This window comes from Acidovorax sp. ST3, assembly GCF_003231145.1.
Taxonomy (GTDB): domain Bacteria; phylum Pseudomonadota; class Gammaproteobacteria; order Burkholderiales; family Burkholderiaceae_C; genus Acidovorax.
Genome location: NZ_QKVP01000006.1, coordinates 191,249 through 206,868, shown reverse-complemented (window position 1 = coordinate 206,868; position 15,620 = coordinate 191,249). Strand labels below are relative to the sequence as shown.

General features: G+C 54.8%; 14 protein-coding genes and 1 pseudogene. 4 read left to right on the top strand and 11 right to left on the bottom strand.

The window, feature by feature from the left end; all coding sequences use genetic code 11:
* The first annotated feature begins 28 nt into the window (after positions 1–28).
* The 3 genes from DNK89_RS24325 (at position 29) to DNK89_RS19675 (ending at position 3,505) form a co-directional block, all read left to right on the top strand.
* A complete protein-coding gene (locus tag DNK89_RS24325; RefSeq protein WP_153064303.1) occupies positions 29–1,630 on the top strand; it encodes a hypothetical protein in 1,602 nt (533 codons plus the stop codon).
* A gap of 62 nt (positions 1,631–1,692) precedes the next feature.
* Entirely contained in the window at positions 1,693–2,607 is a 915-nt protein-coding gene (locus tag DNK89_RS19680) for a glycosyltransferase family 2 protein (protein ID WP_110961487.1), read from the top strand.
* Positions 2,594–3,505: a glycosyltransferase gene (locus DNK89_RS19675; RefSeq protein WP_110961486.1), complete on the top strand. Its 912-nt coding sequence runs from the start codon at positions 2,594–2,596 to the stop codon at positions 3,503–3,505. Before DNK89_RS19680 ends, DNK89_RS19675 begins: the two co-directional genes overlap by 14 nt.
* Positions 3,506–3,624: 119 nt before the next feature.
* On the opposite strand, the gene DNK89_RS24320 is transcribed toward DNK89_RS19675, so the two are convergent.
* The 11 genes from DNK89_RS24320 to DNK89_RS24820 form a co-directional block, all read right to left on the bottom strand.
* The gene (locus DNK89_RS24320) at positions 3,625–4,191 is read right to left on the bottom strand and encodes a hypothetical protein (RefSeq protein ID WP_153064302.1); all 567 of its coding nucleotides are present in this window, start codon (positions 4,189–4,191) and stop codon (positions 3,625–3,627) included.
* A gap of 550 nt (positions 4,192–4,741) precedes the next feature.
* Complete coding sequence (locus DNK89_RS19670) at positions 4,742–5,824, bottom strand: glycosyltransferase family 2 protein (RefSeq protein WP_110961485.1); 1,083 nt, start codon at positions 5,822–5,824, stop codon at positions 4,742–4,744.
* Positions 5,821–6,642 (bottom strand): class I SAM-dependent methyltransferase, encoded by an 822-nt coding sequence (locus DNK89_RS19665; RefSeq protein WP_161958958.1) that lies wholly within the window; start codon positions 6,640–6,642, stop codon positions 5,821–5,823. The genes DNK89_RS19670 and DNK89_RS19665 overlap by 4 nt, the downstream gene beginning before the upstream one ends.
* Positions 6,643–7,757: 1,115 nt before the next feature.
* On the bottom strand, positions 7,758–8,228 hold the full coding sequence (locus DNK89_RS25050; protein WP_370220949.1) for a hypothetical protein: 471 nt from the start codon (positions 8,226–8,228) through the stop codon (positions 7,758–7,760).
* 470 nt (positions 8,229–8,698) lie between these two features.
* A complete protein-coding gene (locus tag DNK89_RS19655; protein WP_110961482.1) occupies positions 8,699–9,703 on the bottom strand; it encodes a GNAT family N-acetyltransferase in 1,005 nt (334 codons plus the stop codon).
* Positions 9,700–11,016: an ABC transporter ATP-binding protein gene (locus DNK89_RS19650; protein ID WP_110961481.1), complete on the bottom strand. Its 1,317-nt coding sequence runs from the start codon at positions 11,014–11,016 to the stop codon at positions 9,700–9,702. Before DNK89_RS19650 ends, DNK89_RS19655 begins: the two co-directional genes overlap by 4 nt.
* On the bottom strand, positions 11,006–11,821 hold the full coding sequence (locus DNK89_RS19645) for an ABC transporter permease (protein WP_203422376.1): 816 nt from the start codon (positions 11,819–11,821) through the stop codon (positions 11,006–11,008). Before DNK89_RS19645 ends, DNK89_RS19650 begins: the two co-directional genes overlap by 11 nt.
* A 17-nt stretch (positions 11,822–11,838) precedes the next feature.
* Entirely contained in the window at positions 11,839–12,951 is a 1,113-nt protein-coding gene (locus DNK89_RS19640; protein WP_110961480.1) for an acyltransferase, read from the bottom strand.
* Positions 12,952–12,990: 39 nt separating this feature from the next.
* Positions 12,991–13,689 (bottom strand): Crp/Fnr family transcriptional regulator, encoded by a 699-nt coding sequence (locus tag DNK89_RS19635; RefSeq protein WP_110961479.1) that lies wholly within the window; start codon positions 13,687–13,689, stop codon positions 12,991–12,993.
* Positions 13,690–13,693: 4 nt separating this feature from the next.
* Positions 13,694–14,860, bottom strand: a complete 1,167-nt coding sequence (locus DNK89_RS19630; RefSeq protein ID WP_110961478.1) for an acyltransferase — start codon at positions 14,858–14,860, stop codon at positions 13,694–13,696.
* Positions 14,861–15,045: 185 nt separating this feature from the next.
* On the bottom strand, positions 15,046–15,276 hold the full coding sequence (locus DNK89_RS24820) for a hypothetical protein (RefSeq protein ID WP_238990878.1): 231 nt from the start codon (positions 15,274–15,276) through the stop codon (positions 15,046–15,048).
* Here DNK89_RS24820 and DNK89_RS25045 point away from each other — a divergent pair.
* Positions 15,166–15,498: pseudogene (locus tag DNK89_RS25045) on the top strand (FecR domain-containing protein); the annotation flags it as partial. The gene DNK89_RS24820 and the pseudogene DNK89_RS25045 overlap by 111 nt on opposite strands.
* Between the last annotated feature and the right edge of the window lie 122 nt (positions 15,499–15,620).

The following is a 15,620-nucleotide window of genomic DNA, read 5'->3' as shown; positions in this document are numbered from 1 at the left end:
TTGAAATATGTAACTGAATCTCACGCTAATGGATGATCATGTCATGTCACCGCTAAAAGTTGGCTTTCTCCGGCGAGTTCTCGCAGGTACGGTTTTTATGTTCGCGGCCACCGTTGCCTTTGCACAAAGTGCCAGCGAATACACGCCCTTGGTCGGAGCGGGCACCTTTGTGAGCTTCAAGCAGCAGAATGTTCCTGGCAGTGCGGCTGTGGTTGGTGTGGCGGGTGTGGCCACGCTGAGAACCAAACATGACGGTCTGACGTTGCAGAAAATCAAGCTTTTCGTTCCGCCTGGAGCGAAGCGACTGGGCATCAGTTTGACGACGTATGCGGCAGATCAGGACGCACGTGCCGCAGCGAAGTTTGGGACACCCCCTGTGAGCGGTTTTGGTGACGTTCTCCCTGAAACTTCAGTAAGCGATACTCGGCCTACTTTGAAACGCCTGCTTGCGGGTGAGGAACTGAAGTTCTACTCGCCAGCGCGCAGTGGTGTACTGATGATGGCCAATTCCGAAAGTACGGATACCTTTGTAGGTACCACGGGTGGCTATATATACTTCAACATGCTGAGCATTCCTGCCAGCCAAATTCTCAGCCTCTCCACACGGCTAGAGGTTGATGAGACGTGCTACGCAAACTGGTATGCCAATGCTAGTTGGGATGAGAGTGGCAACCCGCTCGAAGGTGCAGCGCATACCTGCAGCGGCAGTACCGGTGGAAATCCAGGCGGAGGTGGTACAGGCGGTGGCACGAATTCCGGTGCATTTAGTTTTTCTCCGGCTGAGTTGGTAATCGGTAGTACGGAAACTTCGACCATAGTGCCGAATCCAGTGAATGCGACACTTGGCACTTGCTCAACCACGTCCTCCTACCTGAGTATCGTTGGGCGACAGGTATATTTGTCTGCTTTGGGGCGGTATTTGCGAGTGGCTACCCCAGCAACCGTCACGTGCGGTACTGAGTCAAAGACAATTAATATCGTCCCCGCATCAACTGGTGCCGTGACGCTTACAGGGGTATCCCTGAGCGCCAGTTCTTTGGTGGTTGGTGGTCCTGCGACATCGGTGACTGTGCAACCTGTACCGTCAAATGCGGTTCTTCCGCAATGTACTGTCGCGTCGACTGGGTACTTGTCTATCACTGGTGCGGTAGTGACCCTTAAGAGCACTGCGAGCTCTTTGACTACCGCGCAGGACGAGACGATCACATGTGGCGGGTTTACGAAAACACTGACCGTGAAGCCGGCTGGATCTGTGGCATCAGTTGTTCCCGAAGTGTTAACCGCTTCGGATGGGAAAATTACGCTACGACTGACACTCAATCAGCCCGCCGCAGATGTTGCAACTGCGGGTTTGACTACCAACGTCTGGATTGCTGCGCATTTGCCTGCAGGGGCAGTATTCTTCAACGAAGATGTATGGTTCTTTAAAACCTCTACCGTGTGGCGCGAGATCGACAGTATTGATATCAACTCGTATGCCTTTGCACGCAATCAACCGGCTGCAACAAAGCAAGTGTTTGACGTTCCACTTGGTCTTACTGCTGCTGACTTGAGGCCGTTCAGCGTGGAAATTTTCTTCGGCTACGCTAATAGCAATGGAACATTTGTTAACCTCGGAAAAGTTTGGTAGGTTGATAATTAACTAGAAAAAGGCCTCCTCTGGAGGCTTTTTTTTTGGAAGAAATGTAAGCTATGTCTCGCGATGTTGTTGCCGGATTGATAGTGATCTTTAACCCTTGCTACGACAAGCTTGAAGCACTAATTGCAAGTCTCGAGAATGAGATATCTGAGATAGTTCTGGTAAACAATGGTGAGCGCAATCTCTTGTACGAACAGAAAAAGATCAGCCTGGAAGCCAAAGGCGTAACGTTCGTGGAGATGAATGGGAATGTTGGGGTTGCCACCGCGCTCAATGTTGGCGTCCAAAGACTAGGAGCGGCTGGATATGAGTATTGTTGGCTATTTGACCAAGATAGCGTTCCAAAAGTGGGTTCGGCCAACACATTGCTAAGAAATTTTAGCTCGCAGAAAAATGACGACTCACTTGTGGCTGCTGCAGTACCAGTGATTGTGGATTCGATTGGTCAACAAAACCTTCCCATGCTGGTAGAAGGTCAGGGGCGCAAGGTGCGAGAGGTTCTGATAACCAAGAGGCGCGAGGTAGCAGCAGCCATAACTTCAGGCATGATGGTTAAAACCAAAATATGGCTTCAAACAGGTGGAGCCAGGGAGAGATATTTCATCGACTTTGTCGATACAGAATGGTGCTTTCGTGTCAGATCCGCAGGATACAAAATAATATGTGACCCCGAATCAACACTGTTTCACATTCTGGGTGACGCAAGTCCTCACAAGTTCAAAAACTCCAAATGGGTGCTGAGACAAAGGCCCCCGATGCGGACATATCACTTTATAAGAAATGCATTTTTTTTGGCAAGCGAGCCATACGCGCCTGAAAATTGGCGCAATTACGTAACCAAAAAAATCTTAAAAATTGCGTTGATCGGAATCGTATTTGGGCCCCGTAGACTCGCGCAGTGTGGCGCAATCATCACTGCGATCAAGCATATTGTGCGTGCTCGATGGGGGGGCAATGACAAAATTTAAATACAAAAATGCAATATTGATGTCGGCGTATGGCCCGTCACCATATTTTAAGGAGCAAGTGGCCACCATCGTCGCACAAATGAATGATGGAGATATTCTGATCATAGTTGATGACGGATCCCGGCAGGTGAAATGGGATTCACTGCGAGAGGTGCCAGCAAAATTTATATTTTGGACTAGATTGGAGAGGTTAGGTGCATCGGCAAGTTTCCTGCAACTTGTCGTTGAAGCGGGGATAGATGCTGAATATTACTACCTGTCAGATCAGGATGACTTGTGGATGCCTGACAAGTTGAGTGTGCAAGCTAAAGATGCACGAAATAAACCGCATGAAATTAATGCCACCATACATGCTTGGCTAGATCTGAAGTCCGGGGAGGCGGGGGGCGAATATAAACCGGAATTTTCCCCTCTGAAAAAGCTATCAGCGGCGCACTATTGCTTCGAGACGCCGGCTCCAGGCATGACAATGAGCTTTAATCATGAGTGCCAACGCATGTTTTTGAAAAATGCTGAACTTATAAAAAGGTTTAGCAATCAATTACCACATGACAGAATTCTTATGGCGTTGGCGGGAATGTATGGGGCGGTGCGCATAATATCGAAGCCGCTAGTGCAATACAGGCAGCACGCCCACAACGTTGTCGGGGCCCCAGGTAAAGGGTTGCTAGAAATTTGGGCAAAGCGCATTAGGTCGCCCTTCAGAACATGGAGAACCGTAACTCAGGGGCGAGCCCTTTACCTTGCACTCATCGACCATAACAAAAACGCTACCAATGATGTGAAAAATCATCATTCATTGGGTAGGATGCGATTGCGAACTGACCCCTTTGAAGATTGGATCATTCGACGGTTTGTCATTTTTTTAGGGTTTGTCGATAGAATTTTTAGTAAATAAATTCCAAATGAAACGCCGAGTTTACGCATTAATCCAAGCGCGGTGTAAACGAGGCGGAGTTCAGCTGGTCATTTACTTATATCGTGAATATTAAATTAAAAGACATAGATCGGCATCACTCAAGGTTTCTGCATGAAAGGGTTTAGCGAAGACGGTCCGGAAGGTCGGTTCGAGGCATTTGCTCTAGCAGCTGCGAGGGCGGCCGCTAAGCTGTTTTGGATATCGACAGGAGGCGGCGATGCGGTACCGTTGCCACTTGTTGGAGATGCCGGCGTTTCACCCGCAGGGGGGGCTTGATTCCTTCCGGCGTTTGCAATCAATGCGCCTGTAGCTGACGGTGCTTCACCCGAACTGGCCTGCAAACCACCAGCTGCCCTTTGCTGCGTCTCGGTAGCCGATGCGGCGGGTTCGGTTGCACTTTGAATCGGTGCTTGTGCAGGCGCTGCAGAAGCGACAGGATTTCCGGTGCCACGGTCGGACTTCTTCGTGAAATAAACCTGCTGGCGTCCACCGGGGGCAGACAGAGTCAAATAGGTGGGGGAAATTTCAGCTACGGTAAATTCACCTAAAAGCTGACCCTCGACGAGATTAGCAAAGGCTCGGCCGGGTGTTGCGGCATTTGCAAAGCGCGGCCCCATTTTGACAGTCGCTCGCTTGACCTGACCAACAATCACCACGCCGTACAACTGCAGGTCAGCATCGGTAACAGGAGTGGGCGGTGGTGGCGGTGGCGGAGGTGGTGGGGGCGGTACCCTATCAGGCCAAATCTTTCGCTGGCTGTCGAAAACGTTCGAAATCTCTAGTGAAGGTGCAACTGGGCTGGCCTTCTCCACAATGGAAGTACTGCCAGTCCGACTTTCTCCAACCTTCAATGCAGGAGCAGCGGGATTGGGGGCCTGACCAACGGAGCGTGGGGTGGACGCGAGCGGTTGCGTAGTCATTGGCAGTGTCGGAAGGGCACTCTGTGCGTGACTATTTAGCGCCGTAGCTATAGCTGTCAGCAGCACCGAGCCTGACAATATACGACGTGCAATAAAAATGTTCATTAATTCGTCCTTTGCGTTATATGGCTCGCCCATTGGTGCAAAGTAAATTTTCGAAAATTACGCAGCAGTTCACCAATACCGTCCTAAACTACAGAATCTGCTCGAGATAGAAGGTAAATGCACAACTACAATAGCAGAAGGTTTGGCACAGATGAGCATTTGTGAATCGCAACTGTAAAATAACATCCATTTACTGATCAGGTCCAACGTTCCAATGGAAAAAATGGCTTTCATCAAGGTCATCTGAGGCGGAGTTGGAGTGCAAACGCCCAAAAACTGGAAAAGACTCAAAATGCGCCAATACGTTGACCGGCTCGTAAATATGCGCATCTCTGCCGGTCATCGACACCGACGGTTCGACGAGTGGACTGGGGCTTAGTTCCAATATCCATCCTTCAGTCCAGTGAGAAGGACGCGGAATTCCAAAAGGTGGAAATTTCCGAAACGCATACGGTGCGCGGTGAGGTGCGTTTGCCATGGCACGACATTTAGACAGCCACGGGTCATCAGAAGGATAAAACTTATCGAAATAGACTTGAGAACCCCCTGACATCAACGCTGCCTTATGGGGCTGATTCCGCCACGCGTGAACGGCCCGAGCTGCAGGAACCATTGCCAAACTCAGACCCTGCCGGCGCAAGCGCATGCACAGATCAGTGTCCTCAAAATACATAAAATACCGTGGGTCAAACATTGACTCATCTGGCCGTATCGCGGATCGACGAATCATCATGGCCCCGCCTGACAGCGCTCGTTGATGGATGGGCTGAGTCGCTCTCCAAAAGCGACGGTTTTCTGCATCTTTTGCCTTTCGAAGCCGGACGGCAACCGATGGTTCACGCATCGCGCGCTCAGTCGCCCACGCTCTCAAGGCGGTTGGCAGCCAACTAGATGGAAGCTGCCAGTGACACGCTTCATCGAGAAACTGGCGCGGAGACACTGCGCCGAGTGTGAGGTCTGTCAAGAGCGCGTCGAGCAGCGCTTCGGTGCAACCTGGCAAAAGCCTCACATCCGGATTAACCAAGAACACAAAAGGCGCGTCGGTATGCTCCAGCGCGAGATTGCAACCTCGGCCGAAACCGATATTTCCAGGCGCACGGACCCTGCAAACCGACGGAGGTAACAGTCTCCGAAGCTGTTCCCATTCCAGTGCATCGTCACTGTTGTCAACGACCACGATATCGGTATTCTGCCTGTCTGCGAGAATAGAATGAACGGCCTGCGTTATTTCACGCGCCCCGTGGTAGTTCACAAGTACTGCGCACACTTTCATCGCGCGCCCTTGTGTTCAACTGGATGAGCGCGTATCAAAAAAGCGTAGTTGTCCCAACTTTTCGGCATCGACTGCAGGCCGGGGGACTGAATCCAGTGCGCAGACCAATCTGGCGGGCAAGGGACTTTGACGTACTCAATGCAGTCAACCTCATACCCTTGCTGTTCGAACAGCTCACGTACAGAATGCTCGGTGAAAAAACGCAAGTGGGTCACGCAATGTATGCCAACCGGGCAATAGTCCCATCGACCCTCAAGCAGATCGGCGATCACGCCCCAATGCCCCACGTTGGGAATCGACGCTACCACCGAACCACCAGGTGCGAGAAGCCCACGCGCCCGATCAAGCCAATGATGAGGATCGCTGGTGTGCTCCAGCACGTCCAAGAAGGTAATGCAGTCAAAGGTCGAAGCGGCTACCTGTGGCGAGACGGAAAAGGTCTGCGTGAAAAAATCGCCCTGCCATACATGGTCTACGTGAGGGGCCGCTTTCAGGCAGGCATCGGGAGAGAACTCCGCCAAATGTGTCTCGCAATTCAAAGATTGCTTTGCTGCACGCAAGAAGCCACCTTCCCCCCCTCCTACATCTAGCAAGCGACGGGTATCTTTGGGTAGAAGGGGCAGCACTTCCTCGCGGCGGCCCTGGTGGTAATTCGAAAAGTCATGGACATAGGCACCCGGAATCCATTCCGCTCGGTCGAAAACAAGTCCTTTGCGCACAGCGCCAAGCGTGGTCAGCGTAACGAGCGCATCGCGTTTGCCATCATCTGGCTGAGCCGCAAAGTGCGAAGTGGCGAGCTTTTGGACGAAACGTTCCATACCCCGTAAGGTGCAATAGTCTGGGGGCTGTGGAGGAGGGTGGCCTGAGTCGAACGCATGAACTGCGGTGGGGCCTGGCACCGCCTTGAGAGCACGGTCCAGTTGCGCGAGCGCTCCCCGGGTAAGTAGCAAGTGCCCGTGAGCGAGCAACAGCACCCGCGCACTGTCGGGCAGAGTTGCAGCGACAGGGCTGGAAAGCACGCCACAAAGCAAGCCTTCAGCACGAGCCTGCGCAACCTCCACCCAAGGCACGTCTGTGGCTATCGTAGCCCGCAGGCGGTGCCAGCCATGAGCGAACTCCGAAGAGGCCAAGGGGCTCGATGCCGTGCAAACGGCCACAAGATCAATCGGGGTCATGTTTTGTATCGCGGTGATCAAGCTTGGATGAATGTATTTGCGAATGCCTGGATGTCACCGGGCCGTGAAACATCAAAGCATGGTGTGGACACCGGCAATCTGTGCTGCCACTTAGTTTCAAACACCCCGCCGCTGGCTGCAACACGCCTAGCAAGCGACGCTGACACCTGTCCGTCCGTGGGTGTGTCTGACCAATGCTCACAGCATGCATCGACAACGACGGACGTGAGGCCCGCAGTCTGAGCCTGTAGGACCAAGTCGGTCGCGTAAAGATCGAATCCCAACGCAGGATCGAGGCGCAAAGATGTATCTCCGCGAACCGCAAATAGCAGTTCATCCATACTGTCCACAGCGCAAGGTGTCTCGTACGGCTCTTTCAATGGGTTGCCACGGTCAATAACATGTCCGACGCGGCGCGCGTTAGATCCGGCACCCACAACTCCATAGACTCCCACAACCGCAAGCTGGCTCCATCGCGCCTGCGCTCGTTCAATTGCTGCCAAGAACAATGAGTCCCATCCGAGCGGCAAGCGAACATCCTGATGCACCCAGACCACCCAGCGCTGCGCGGGTTTGGAGTCTAGAACAGCATTGAACGCATCAGCAGCGCTTCGTGCATTCCATCGCATGATCAAAGGTCTGCCGCCACTCTGCAGGCACGGGGATGCCAGCAGGCAATCGCGAGCGACATCCAGTCGGCTGATACCACTGACGAAAAGGAGATCATCGCCTGAAGATGTCATTGCTTGCCGAAAAAATTAGCATGATGTAAACAGAGGCAAGAGGTGGGATGCCCACCATCGGCCAGGCCTCATTCGAATGTGTTGCTCCATAAAAGCAAACGCTTGTGCGTAGCAGTCTTGAGGGTCATCTCTGGGATCTGTCAGGGCCGACAATTCGACATGGTGGTGTCGAGCATGATCAGCATGGCAAGCAAATGCTGCCAACATGCTGTTGCTCTGCGTCGCCAGACGTAACGCGCCTTGCGCGACCAAACGCGAAACACCCATCCATGGGACACACACGCCGGGCCCACCCGGGGGGGCAGGAGCATCTGCGAGCACTACGACTATGTCGCCTTGCTTAAGTACCCTGTAAAAATACCGCATAGATGTTTCGGCATCCGCGAGACGTCCACCATTCAAATGGCGTTCAAGACCTGCGTACTTCAGGCGGAAATGGGCGCGTACTGATGATGCTACACGGGGGTCCTCTGAAACGCTCGACATGACAGGGTGAATGCGCTCTCCGGTACAGGCCAGCGCCGCAATACCCAGCACAAACGTTTCCAGATGAGCCGTCACCAATACCAGTCCGCGATCTCTAGGGCGCTGGGCCAGTGCTGCGAGCGCGTCCGCCGCATCCACCCGGAAGTGCTCTAACCCATGCAGTTGGAGCGCACGCGACTCCATCTCTTCGCGCGCGACCGTTTCAAACCGCTCCACCAGCGCGGCTTGCACTTGCTCAGCAGGCAAAAATTGTGAGAATCCCTGCTGCGCCAAAGCGGCTACATGCCGGTGGCCAAGGCTCAAGGACACCCAGTCGCGGTCCCATCGTGCATTCCATCGGCCGCGCCAACGTGAGATGGGGTAACTGATTCCGTCTGGCATGTGCGCCAGGGCTGGCAGCAGCCAGGCGTACTCAGGGCCCTGCGCTCGAAGGCTCCAGGGTGGGTGTGCAACGGGCGATTGCATCATCGTCAACGAAAATCGGTGTCACCACCCGTCAGCCACCAAGGCTGGGTAGTAACGACATCCGCCCATTCCGGAGACCTCTGCCGTGTCACGCAGTGTGGACATGCCACTTGCGATGCAGCGATGGAGCCTAAGTCTTGGTTGCGCACGATATCGGCCACCGCATCACTGAACCAGCCCGTCAACCGATCTGCCGCGCCTTGCTGGGCCAGCAAGCGCGCGGCACAAAGCATTGCGTGCCAGTGTTTCGTGGGGCCGAGCAAGTCCAGAATTTCCCAGTTGGCACCAGGCTGCCCGCCCGGTCTGAGCGCAATGGCCCCCAATAGGCGACGCGACCAGCGCCCATGCACCCACCAACAGCGGTACGGTCCTTCAGGATGGTTGGCAAACCGGTGGCGCCACCAAGGTGCGTCTCTCCGAGGAATCACGAAGCCGCGAGCATCCTGACTCAGGGCACGCCACAGGCCATTGAGCAGATTGTCAGTGCGGGCATCACTCCAGTCCAGCGGGGTGCTATGACTATCCGCACCGAAGAACAAAGAGGTGCTGGTTTTCTCGCACGTCCAGCTCAGCTCCTGCACGTTCCCCAAAGCGTTGTACAAGCCAAGCTTCTCGCCCAAGCGGGTGTGTCGCTGATTGGGAAATCCAAAACCCAATGCATACCCGCCAGGCGAACCTATGTGGTGCTGCAAAAAAGCGGTAGCCGCCGTGGCAAATGGCCCGCGCCGGGACAGGATACCGCGTGCCTGAGCCGCCACCATGACATCACCCAACTGGACGGCATTTACAGCCACTCCATTGATTTGCAAGGCACGTGCCGTTCCTCCGTAGTGCGCCAGCAATCGGCCTTGTTCATCACGTGTTCCCGTGGCGATGCCGCGCCCGGCATCGTACTTCCAGCGCCACAGCGCGTCGCTCATGGAGTGTCCAAACACCTGGGCAAACAATGTTCGGATCTCCGGCATCTCTGCAATGCCAAGATCAACGGCATGCCATTGGAGAACGGTCATTGCGCAGGTCCCGACTGCCACTGGTGCGGCAAACTCACCATCCCCTGCTCCAGCCCCGTCTGCACTACCCTCAGCGTGGCTGCTCGTTCCACGATTTCGTAAACATGCAACCCACGTTCGCACGCCAGAATCACAGACACCGTGTAGTCGCCTTTGAGCAGTGGCAGGCGCGGCAGCGTTAATCGTGTAAACCCTGCGCCTTGAGCGTTGCGGTTCAGCTGGACGCCGTCATTGGCGCTACCTGCGCTGGCCACCACGGTCCCACTCGCGTGCGCAATGCCGATGGCGACTGAAGGGCAGGGCAGGGCAGGGTCGCTGGCAAACTGCACCTGCAGCTCCAGTGTTGTTTGGCCAGAATGAATCGCCAACTCGCGCGCGACCACTCCGTCCGCCCAAAAATTGATACCCGTTATTACCGCCGTGCCATCCGGTGCTTTGCGAACCTGTGCACCTTGGGCTGAAAAATCAGCTTCGAATTGGGCCTCAGGGCTTGCTGGTAAATCGCCGCCTGCTATTATTTTTTTGGGCTCGGAGAGTGGTTCCTTGGTGGGCACATCCATCACCAGAGAGGTTTCATATGCCGCGGTGATTTTGGGAGCTGGGCCCCACATGCGAACGCGCCCGTTTTCCAGCCAAAGTGCGCGAGAGCACAAGGCCTGAACGTGATACATGGCGTGCGAGCAAAAAAGGATTGTGGCGCCGCGATCTTTCAGCTCCATGATCCGGTCAAAAGACTTGCGCGCAAATGCGCCATCGCCCACAGATAATGCTTCGTCGATGACCAATATGTCGGGTTCCACACTCGTGGCGACAGCGAAGGCCAAGCGGACAAACATGCCGCTGGAGTACGTCTTCACGGGCTGATGGATAAACTGACCGATATCAGCAAACGCCAGAATGCTGTCCAGTCTCGTGTCGACTTGGGCGCGGCTCAGGCCGAGAATGGCCGCATTCATGTACACATTTTCCAGTCCGCTGAATTCGGGGCTGAATCCCGCGCCCAGCTCAAGCAGCGCAGCGACGCGCCCACGCACCGCCAGGGTGCCGACGGTGGGGGCCAACGTGCCACACACCAGCTGCAGCAACGTGGATTTGCCCGCGCCATTGCGGCCCACCAGTCCCACCACTTCGCCTCGCCGGATGTCGAAACTGACTTCCTGCAATGCCCAAAAGTCCCGGCTGTATTGCTTGTAGCGACCCCAAAGGAGTTGTTTGAGCCTGTCGCTGGGCTTTTCAAACAATGAAAACCGTTTGCCCAGTCGGCGGGCCTCAATGGCAAGCTCTCCTGAGGTCGATTGCACATCAAACGACATCAGAAAACCCCCCCCGCACCTTGCGGAAAAATACAGCACCCAGTACCGCCACCAGGGTGCAAGCCACAAAGAGCAATGACAAATCCCACCAGTCTGGCCATTGGCCCATCAAAAGCACTTCTCGTGTGCCTGTCATCACCCAGGCCAGCGGGTTGAGCAGCATCACCCCTCGCACCGACTCGGGCAATGCCTCCACGGGAAAAAAAATCGGACTGAGGAACATCAGAGCGCTCACCACCATGCCCAACAATTGGCTCACATCACGCACATATGTGCCAACCCCCGCTAGCAACCACCCTAGTCCCAATACCAAAGGCATCAAAGGCATCCATACCAGCGGCAAAGCAATAGCCGTGAGAGGCAAACCCTGTGGCCCCAAGGCCAACAAAGTCATCATTAGTATTCCCGAAACTGCCAGCCCGACGCATGCACTGACAGCGCCAGCCCAGGGCAAAATTTCAAGCGGGAAAACAACCTTCTTCACCAAATGCGGCTGTTCCAGCACCAATGTGGGCGCACGGTTGACGCATTCTGCAAAAAAGTTGAATACCGCCAGACCCGCATAGATTCGCAGCGCGAACGCTAGATTGCTCTCTTCCAACCCATACCAACGGACTCGCATCACATGTCGGAACACCAGTGTGTATACACCGAGCATCATCAAAGGTGTCAGCACCACCCATACCAACCCCAGCCAGGATTGGCGGTAACGCGCATGCACCTCCCGGCGTGCCAGTTGCGCTATCAAGCCTCGATGACGCCAAGGCCAAAGGTAGGAAAAAAGAAAAGTCAAAAAATTCTTCAAGAAAGGTCATCCATTTATCAGTAGGTTGCCACCGCGCTGCTTTTCTTGCGGGGCTGCAATCGATTCGACAGGTGTCTGCCCAACGCCTGTGATGGGCGCTCTACCCATCGCCAGCACAATTCAGCGCCCATGACTATGAGAGATGCAGCCAGGAACGCGCCAGCGCCCCCTTCCCAGTGCAGATACTTAAATACGGCCACCAAAATCGGGGCATGGATGAGGTACAGCGAATACGACACCTTCGCCAGCCAGCGGGTCAGTCCATCGCCATATCCACCACGTAGTACCCATACAAACATCGCCGCCATTCCCAGGCCGGTCAGTGGGTTGGGATGCAAATCAAGGATCAGGCTCCATTGCGGGACAAACATCAAAATACCCACAGCCACGAGCCATAAGGCGGCGGAGGGAACCCGCTCCAACTCTGCACGGAACACATGTATGCATGCACCCATGACAAAAAACATCAATTGTGCCGGTGGCGCGTTATCAATGACTCCATGGCGCAATGCGTCTGACAGGGGAATGCCCGCCTTGGAAAACATGCCCTCGTAGAGCCAGTTGAGTTCGCCGCGAGAGGCCGTAAATACCCAGAGGCATGCCGTGAGCACGCTGACAAGCAAAAGACCCATCCAGCGCACCTTGGCGTTGGAGCCATGGCAGCCCCACCACGCCGCCAAAGGTGCAAGCGCATACCAGCATAGTTCTACCGTTAGCGACCAGCCCACATGCAAAGGATCCAGCAGTAGGACTGATACAGGATGCAAGAACTGCAGATTGGCAATATTCAGTAAGAAATATGGTGCGAAAGCATCCATGGTTTGCCGATAGTCAGGAACCAGCAGATAGTAGGTTCCTGCACTCGCCAGCAAAGCTGCCAGGTAAGGGGGGAAGATTCTAAAAAATCGGTGTAAAGCAAAGACACTTAGCGAGTATTTTTGTGCACTCTGGACTATCAAATAGCCCGAGATGATGAAAAAGAGCTGTACGCCCAAAAGCCCGCCATTGCGGTCCAGGTAGGGGAAACTGAAACCACCGTAGGCGAATACATGGTGAATCAAGACCCCAGTGATCGCCAGCGCACGTAGCGTGTCAATCGCATGAATCTCTGTGTTTGCTGACTGCGGCATTGGCTGGGCTGGCGGTGAATGGAGGTGGGATGCCACACGTCAGGCCTTAGGCGGGTCCGCGCGCCCCTCCGCAATGTCTTTGAGGAGTGCCGGCTGCACCAGCTTGAGTGAGTTGCCTTCGCGTATCAGCACCCTATTAAGGAACAGGATCTGAAAGGCCCGTGTCACCGTTTCGCGACTGGCATTGATCATGATGGCCAGTTCCTGATGGGTCGGCGCCTGATCAACTTCTACCGTACCGTCGACCGAACGCTGCGGCAATTGTAAAAGCAACACGCACAGTCGCTGGAAAGGGTTGGGCAAGCTCAACAAAGTGCGCTGGGCCATCACTGCACGCACGCGCTGTGCAAGCCTCGCCATCACCGCTTGCGCCAGTTCGGGATGACCCAAAATCAGTTCGCGCGCGGCATTGGCGTCCAAGAATGCCACTGTCGATTTGACGGCGGCAACTACAAATTCTGATGGGGCCTTCCCGTCTACCAGCGACAGTTCGCCGAAGTAATCGCCCGGGTCCACAAAATACATTCCTACGCTTCGCCCATCCACCGTGAAATCTACTCCTTGCAGGCGACCCTCCACCAGGAAGCCAAGTTCCTGTACTGGACTGTCTTTGGACATCACCATGGCGCGGCGTGCAAATTGGCGCAAGCTCATGCGACTGGATAGTGGCTCCAGTGCTTCCCGCGGCAAAGGTTTGAGCAGCGTGAATTGCGACAGTAACTGCAGAGAGACGGGCATAGTGTTACTTGACCCGCTGAAGGTTCTGTCGCCCCTTCAGCAGCAAGGCAACAAGGCGCAAGCGCAGAGGGGTTTCAAACCAGCGATACACCAGTATGGATAGCATCACCAGCCCGCTGATTCCTAACGACACACCCAGCAGTGAGGGGGCTGAATCGTCCAGCCACCACAAAGCTATACCCAAGGGTAGCCAGTGCAGTAGATACAGTGCATAGCTGGAATTCCCCAGCAGCACTAACAGAGGGCTACTGAGCCATTGAGCTATTGGGCCGCTATCCAACACAAGGGACACAATCAAAAACGCGAATAGAGGTACGTACAGCAGATGTGAGGCCAGCAGCAGTGCGAGGTGGGGGGCCTCTCGGGGTGCCCACTTGTCAATGGCCCAAGCTACCGCGATGAGGAGGGTCACGGCCAGCAGGGTCAGCGCCCCTTGGTGGGGTCGCATGTGCCGACTGTGGCGTAGCAAGCGGCAGCACAATATCCCCATTACAAAAGGCCAGAGCCCGAGCACTGGTAAGCGCGCTGCAAACGCCAACCCCATAGCGTCCCAATGGCCACTAACCTGCAAAATCCACAAATACAAGCCCAAGAAGGCCGAGAATATCGCCATTGCTAGCACAAAAGACCGTATCGAACCGGACAGCCAGCGCAAACGTAGCAGCCAGGGAAAACAAAAATAAAAAAACATTTCAGCAGAAATGCTCCAACCAGGGGCATTCCAGAACTGTTGTACATGCTCGCTGGGTGCCCATGCTTGCAGGGCCAGTGCGTTCAAAACCAATCCGCCCAGCCCCTCCGCCGTGGAGGGCGGACGCGTGCTCATTGCGACCCCGGTGCCAAACACCCCATAAGCGACCAAGACCATGGTCAGCGTCAGCCAATAGACGGGGGCAATACGCGCAAACCGCACCGCAGCAAATGCCCCAAGATCAATCTGCGGCACTGCTGAAACTTTTGTTAGGCCTATCGCTTGATCGGGGGCATCGTAACGCCACGTCAGAACAAATCCGCTCAAAACAAAAAACAGCGTAACGCCGTGTCCGCCCAAATCAAACAGGAATTTGGGTCCTAAATGAGGGGTCAACACATAGAAGTGACAGAGCAAAACTCCCAGCGCAGCAAAAAACCGTAAGCCGGTCAACTGCTCTACGCGCGCTGCGTTCAACATTTTCGAATGGATGGTAATAAAGATGCAACTTAAGAGTATCGCCCATACCGCAGCTTGACTGTCTCATTTGCTTGCCATCTGCAGATCCCTCCTGTGACGTGGCTCACACCTGTCGCGCCACAACTGCGAGAAAATATACCTTTGGTCAATGGGTGTGATGCGCCTGTGTCTACGCGAACCACCCATCAGGAATTGAAAGGCAAACCATGAAACACCACCACCTGCATGCTCGAACCTTGCTGGCTATTGCTTGCTGGAGTGCCTGTAGTTGGGCGGGTGCCCAAGCTATCGTGGGTGAAGCCACCATGGTCATCGGTAGCGCCACTGCCATCGATGCATGGGGCGTGAGCCGTGTGGTTGAGCGTGGTGCCGCTATCCGTGTGGGTGATCGCATTGAAACTCAGGCGGGAGGGCATGTGCTTCTGCGTTTTGTGGATGGTGGGCGCTTGAGCCTGCGGCCTGCCAGTCGCCTGCAAATAGAGAGCTACAGCCATACCGCAGAGCAGCCTCAATTGGGTGCCATCAAATTCCGTCTCGACGAAGGTGTGGTTCGCTCAATCACTGGTAGTTGGGGTGAAGCTGCGCGTGAGCGTTTTCGTCTCAATACTCCGGTGGCTGCGATAGGTGTTAAGGGCACCGATTTCATCGTTCGCTCCCATGCTGGCACTACTGCGGCGACCGTCTACACTGGCGCCATCATGGTCACCCCGCTCGCCGGCAGTTGCAGCACGAGCGTTGGCCCTTGTCTGAACGGAAACGA

Coding starts and splice junctions, on each gene's coding strand:
- DNK89_RS19650 (WP_110961481.1), bottom strand. CDS start 11,016: ATGTCGTTTGATGTGCAATCGACCTCAGGAGAGCTTGCCATTGAGGCC.
- DNK89_RS19640 (WP_110961480.1), bottom strand. CDS start 12,951: ATGCCGCAGTCAGCAAACACAGAGATTCATGCGATTGACACGCTACGT.
- DNK89_RS19630 (WP_110961478.1), bottom strand. CDS start 14,860: ATGTTGAACGCAGCGCGCGTAGAGCAGTTGACCGGCTTACGGTTTTTT.
- DNK89_RS19635 (WP_110961479.1), bottom strand. CDS start 13,689: ATGCCCGTCTCTCTGCAGTTACTGTCGCAATTCACGCTGCTCAAACCT.
- DNK89_RS24325 (WP_153064303.1), top strand. CDS start 29: ATGGATGATCATGTCATGTCACCGCTAAAAGTTGGCTTTCTCCGGCGA.
- DNK89_RS25050 (WP_370220949.1), bottom strand. CDS start 8,228: ATGTCGAGCGTTTCAGAGGACCCCCGTGTAGCATCATCAGTACGCGCC.
- DNK89_RS19670 (WP_110961485.1), bottom strand. CDS start 5,824: ATGAAAGTGTGCGCAGTACTTGTGAACTACCACGGGGCGCGTGAAATA.
- DNK89_RS19680 (WP_110961487.1), top strand. CDS start 1,693: ATGTCTCGCGATGTTGTTGCCGGATTGATAGTGATCTTTAACCCTTGC.
- DNK89_RS24820 (WP_238990878.1), bottom strand. CDS start 15,276: ATGCCCTCCCGCCTGAGTTTCAATGCGATCACCCACACGGATAGCGGC.
- DNK89_RS19655 (WP_110961482.1), bottom strand. CDS start 9,703: ATGACCGTTCTCCAATGGCATGCCGTTGATCTTGGCATTGCAGAGATG.
- DNK89_RS19675 (WP_110961486.1), top strand. CDS start 2,594: ATGACAAAATTTAAATACAAAAATGCAATATTGATGTCGGCGTATGGC.
- DNK89_RS19665 (WP_161958958.1), bottom strand. CDS start 6,642: ATGGAACGTTTCGTCCAAAAGCTCGCCACTTCGCACTTTGCGGCTCAG.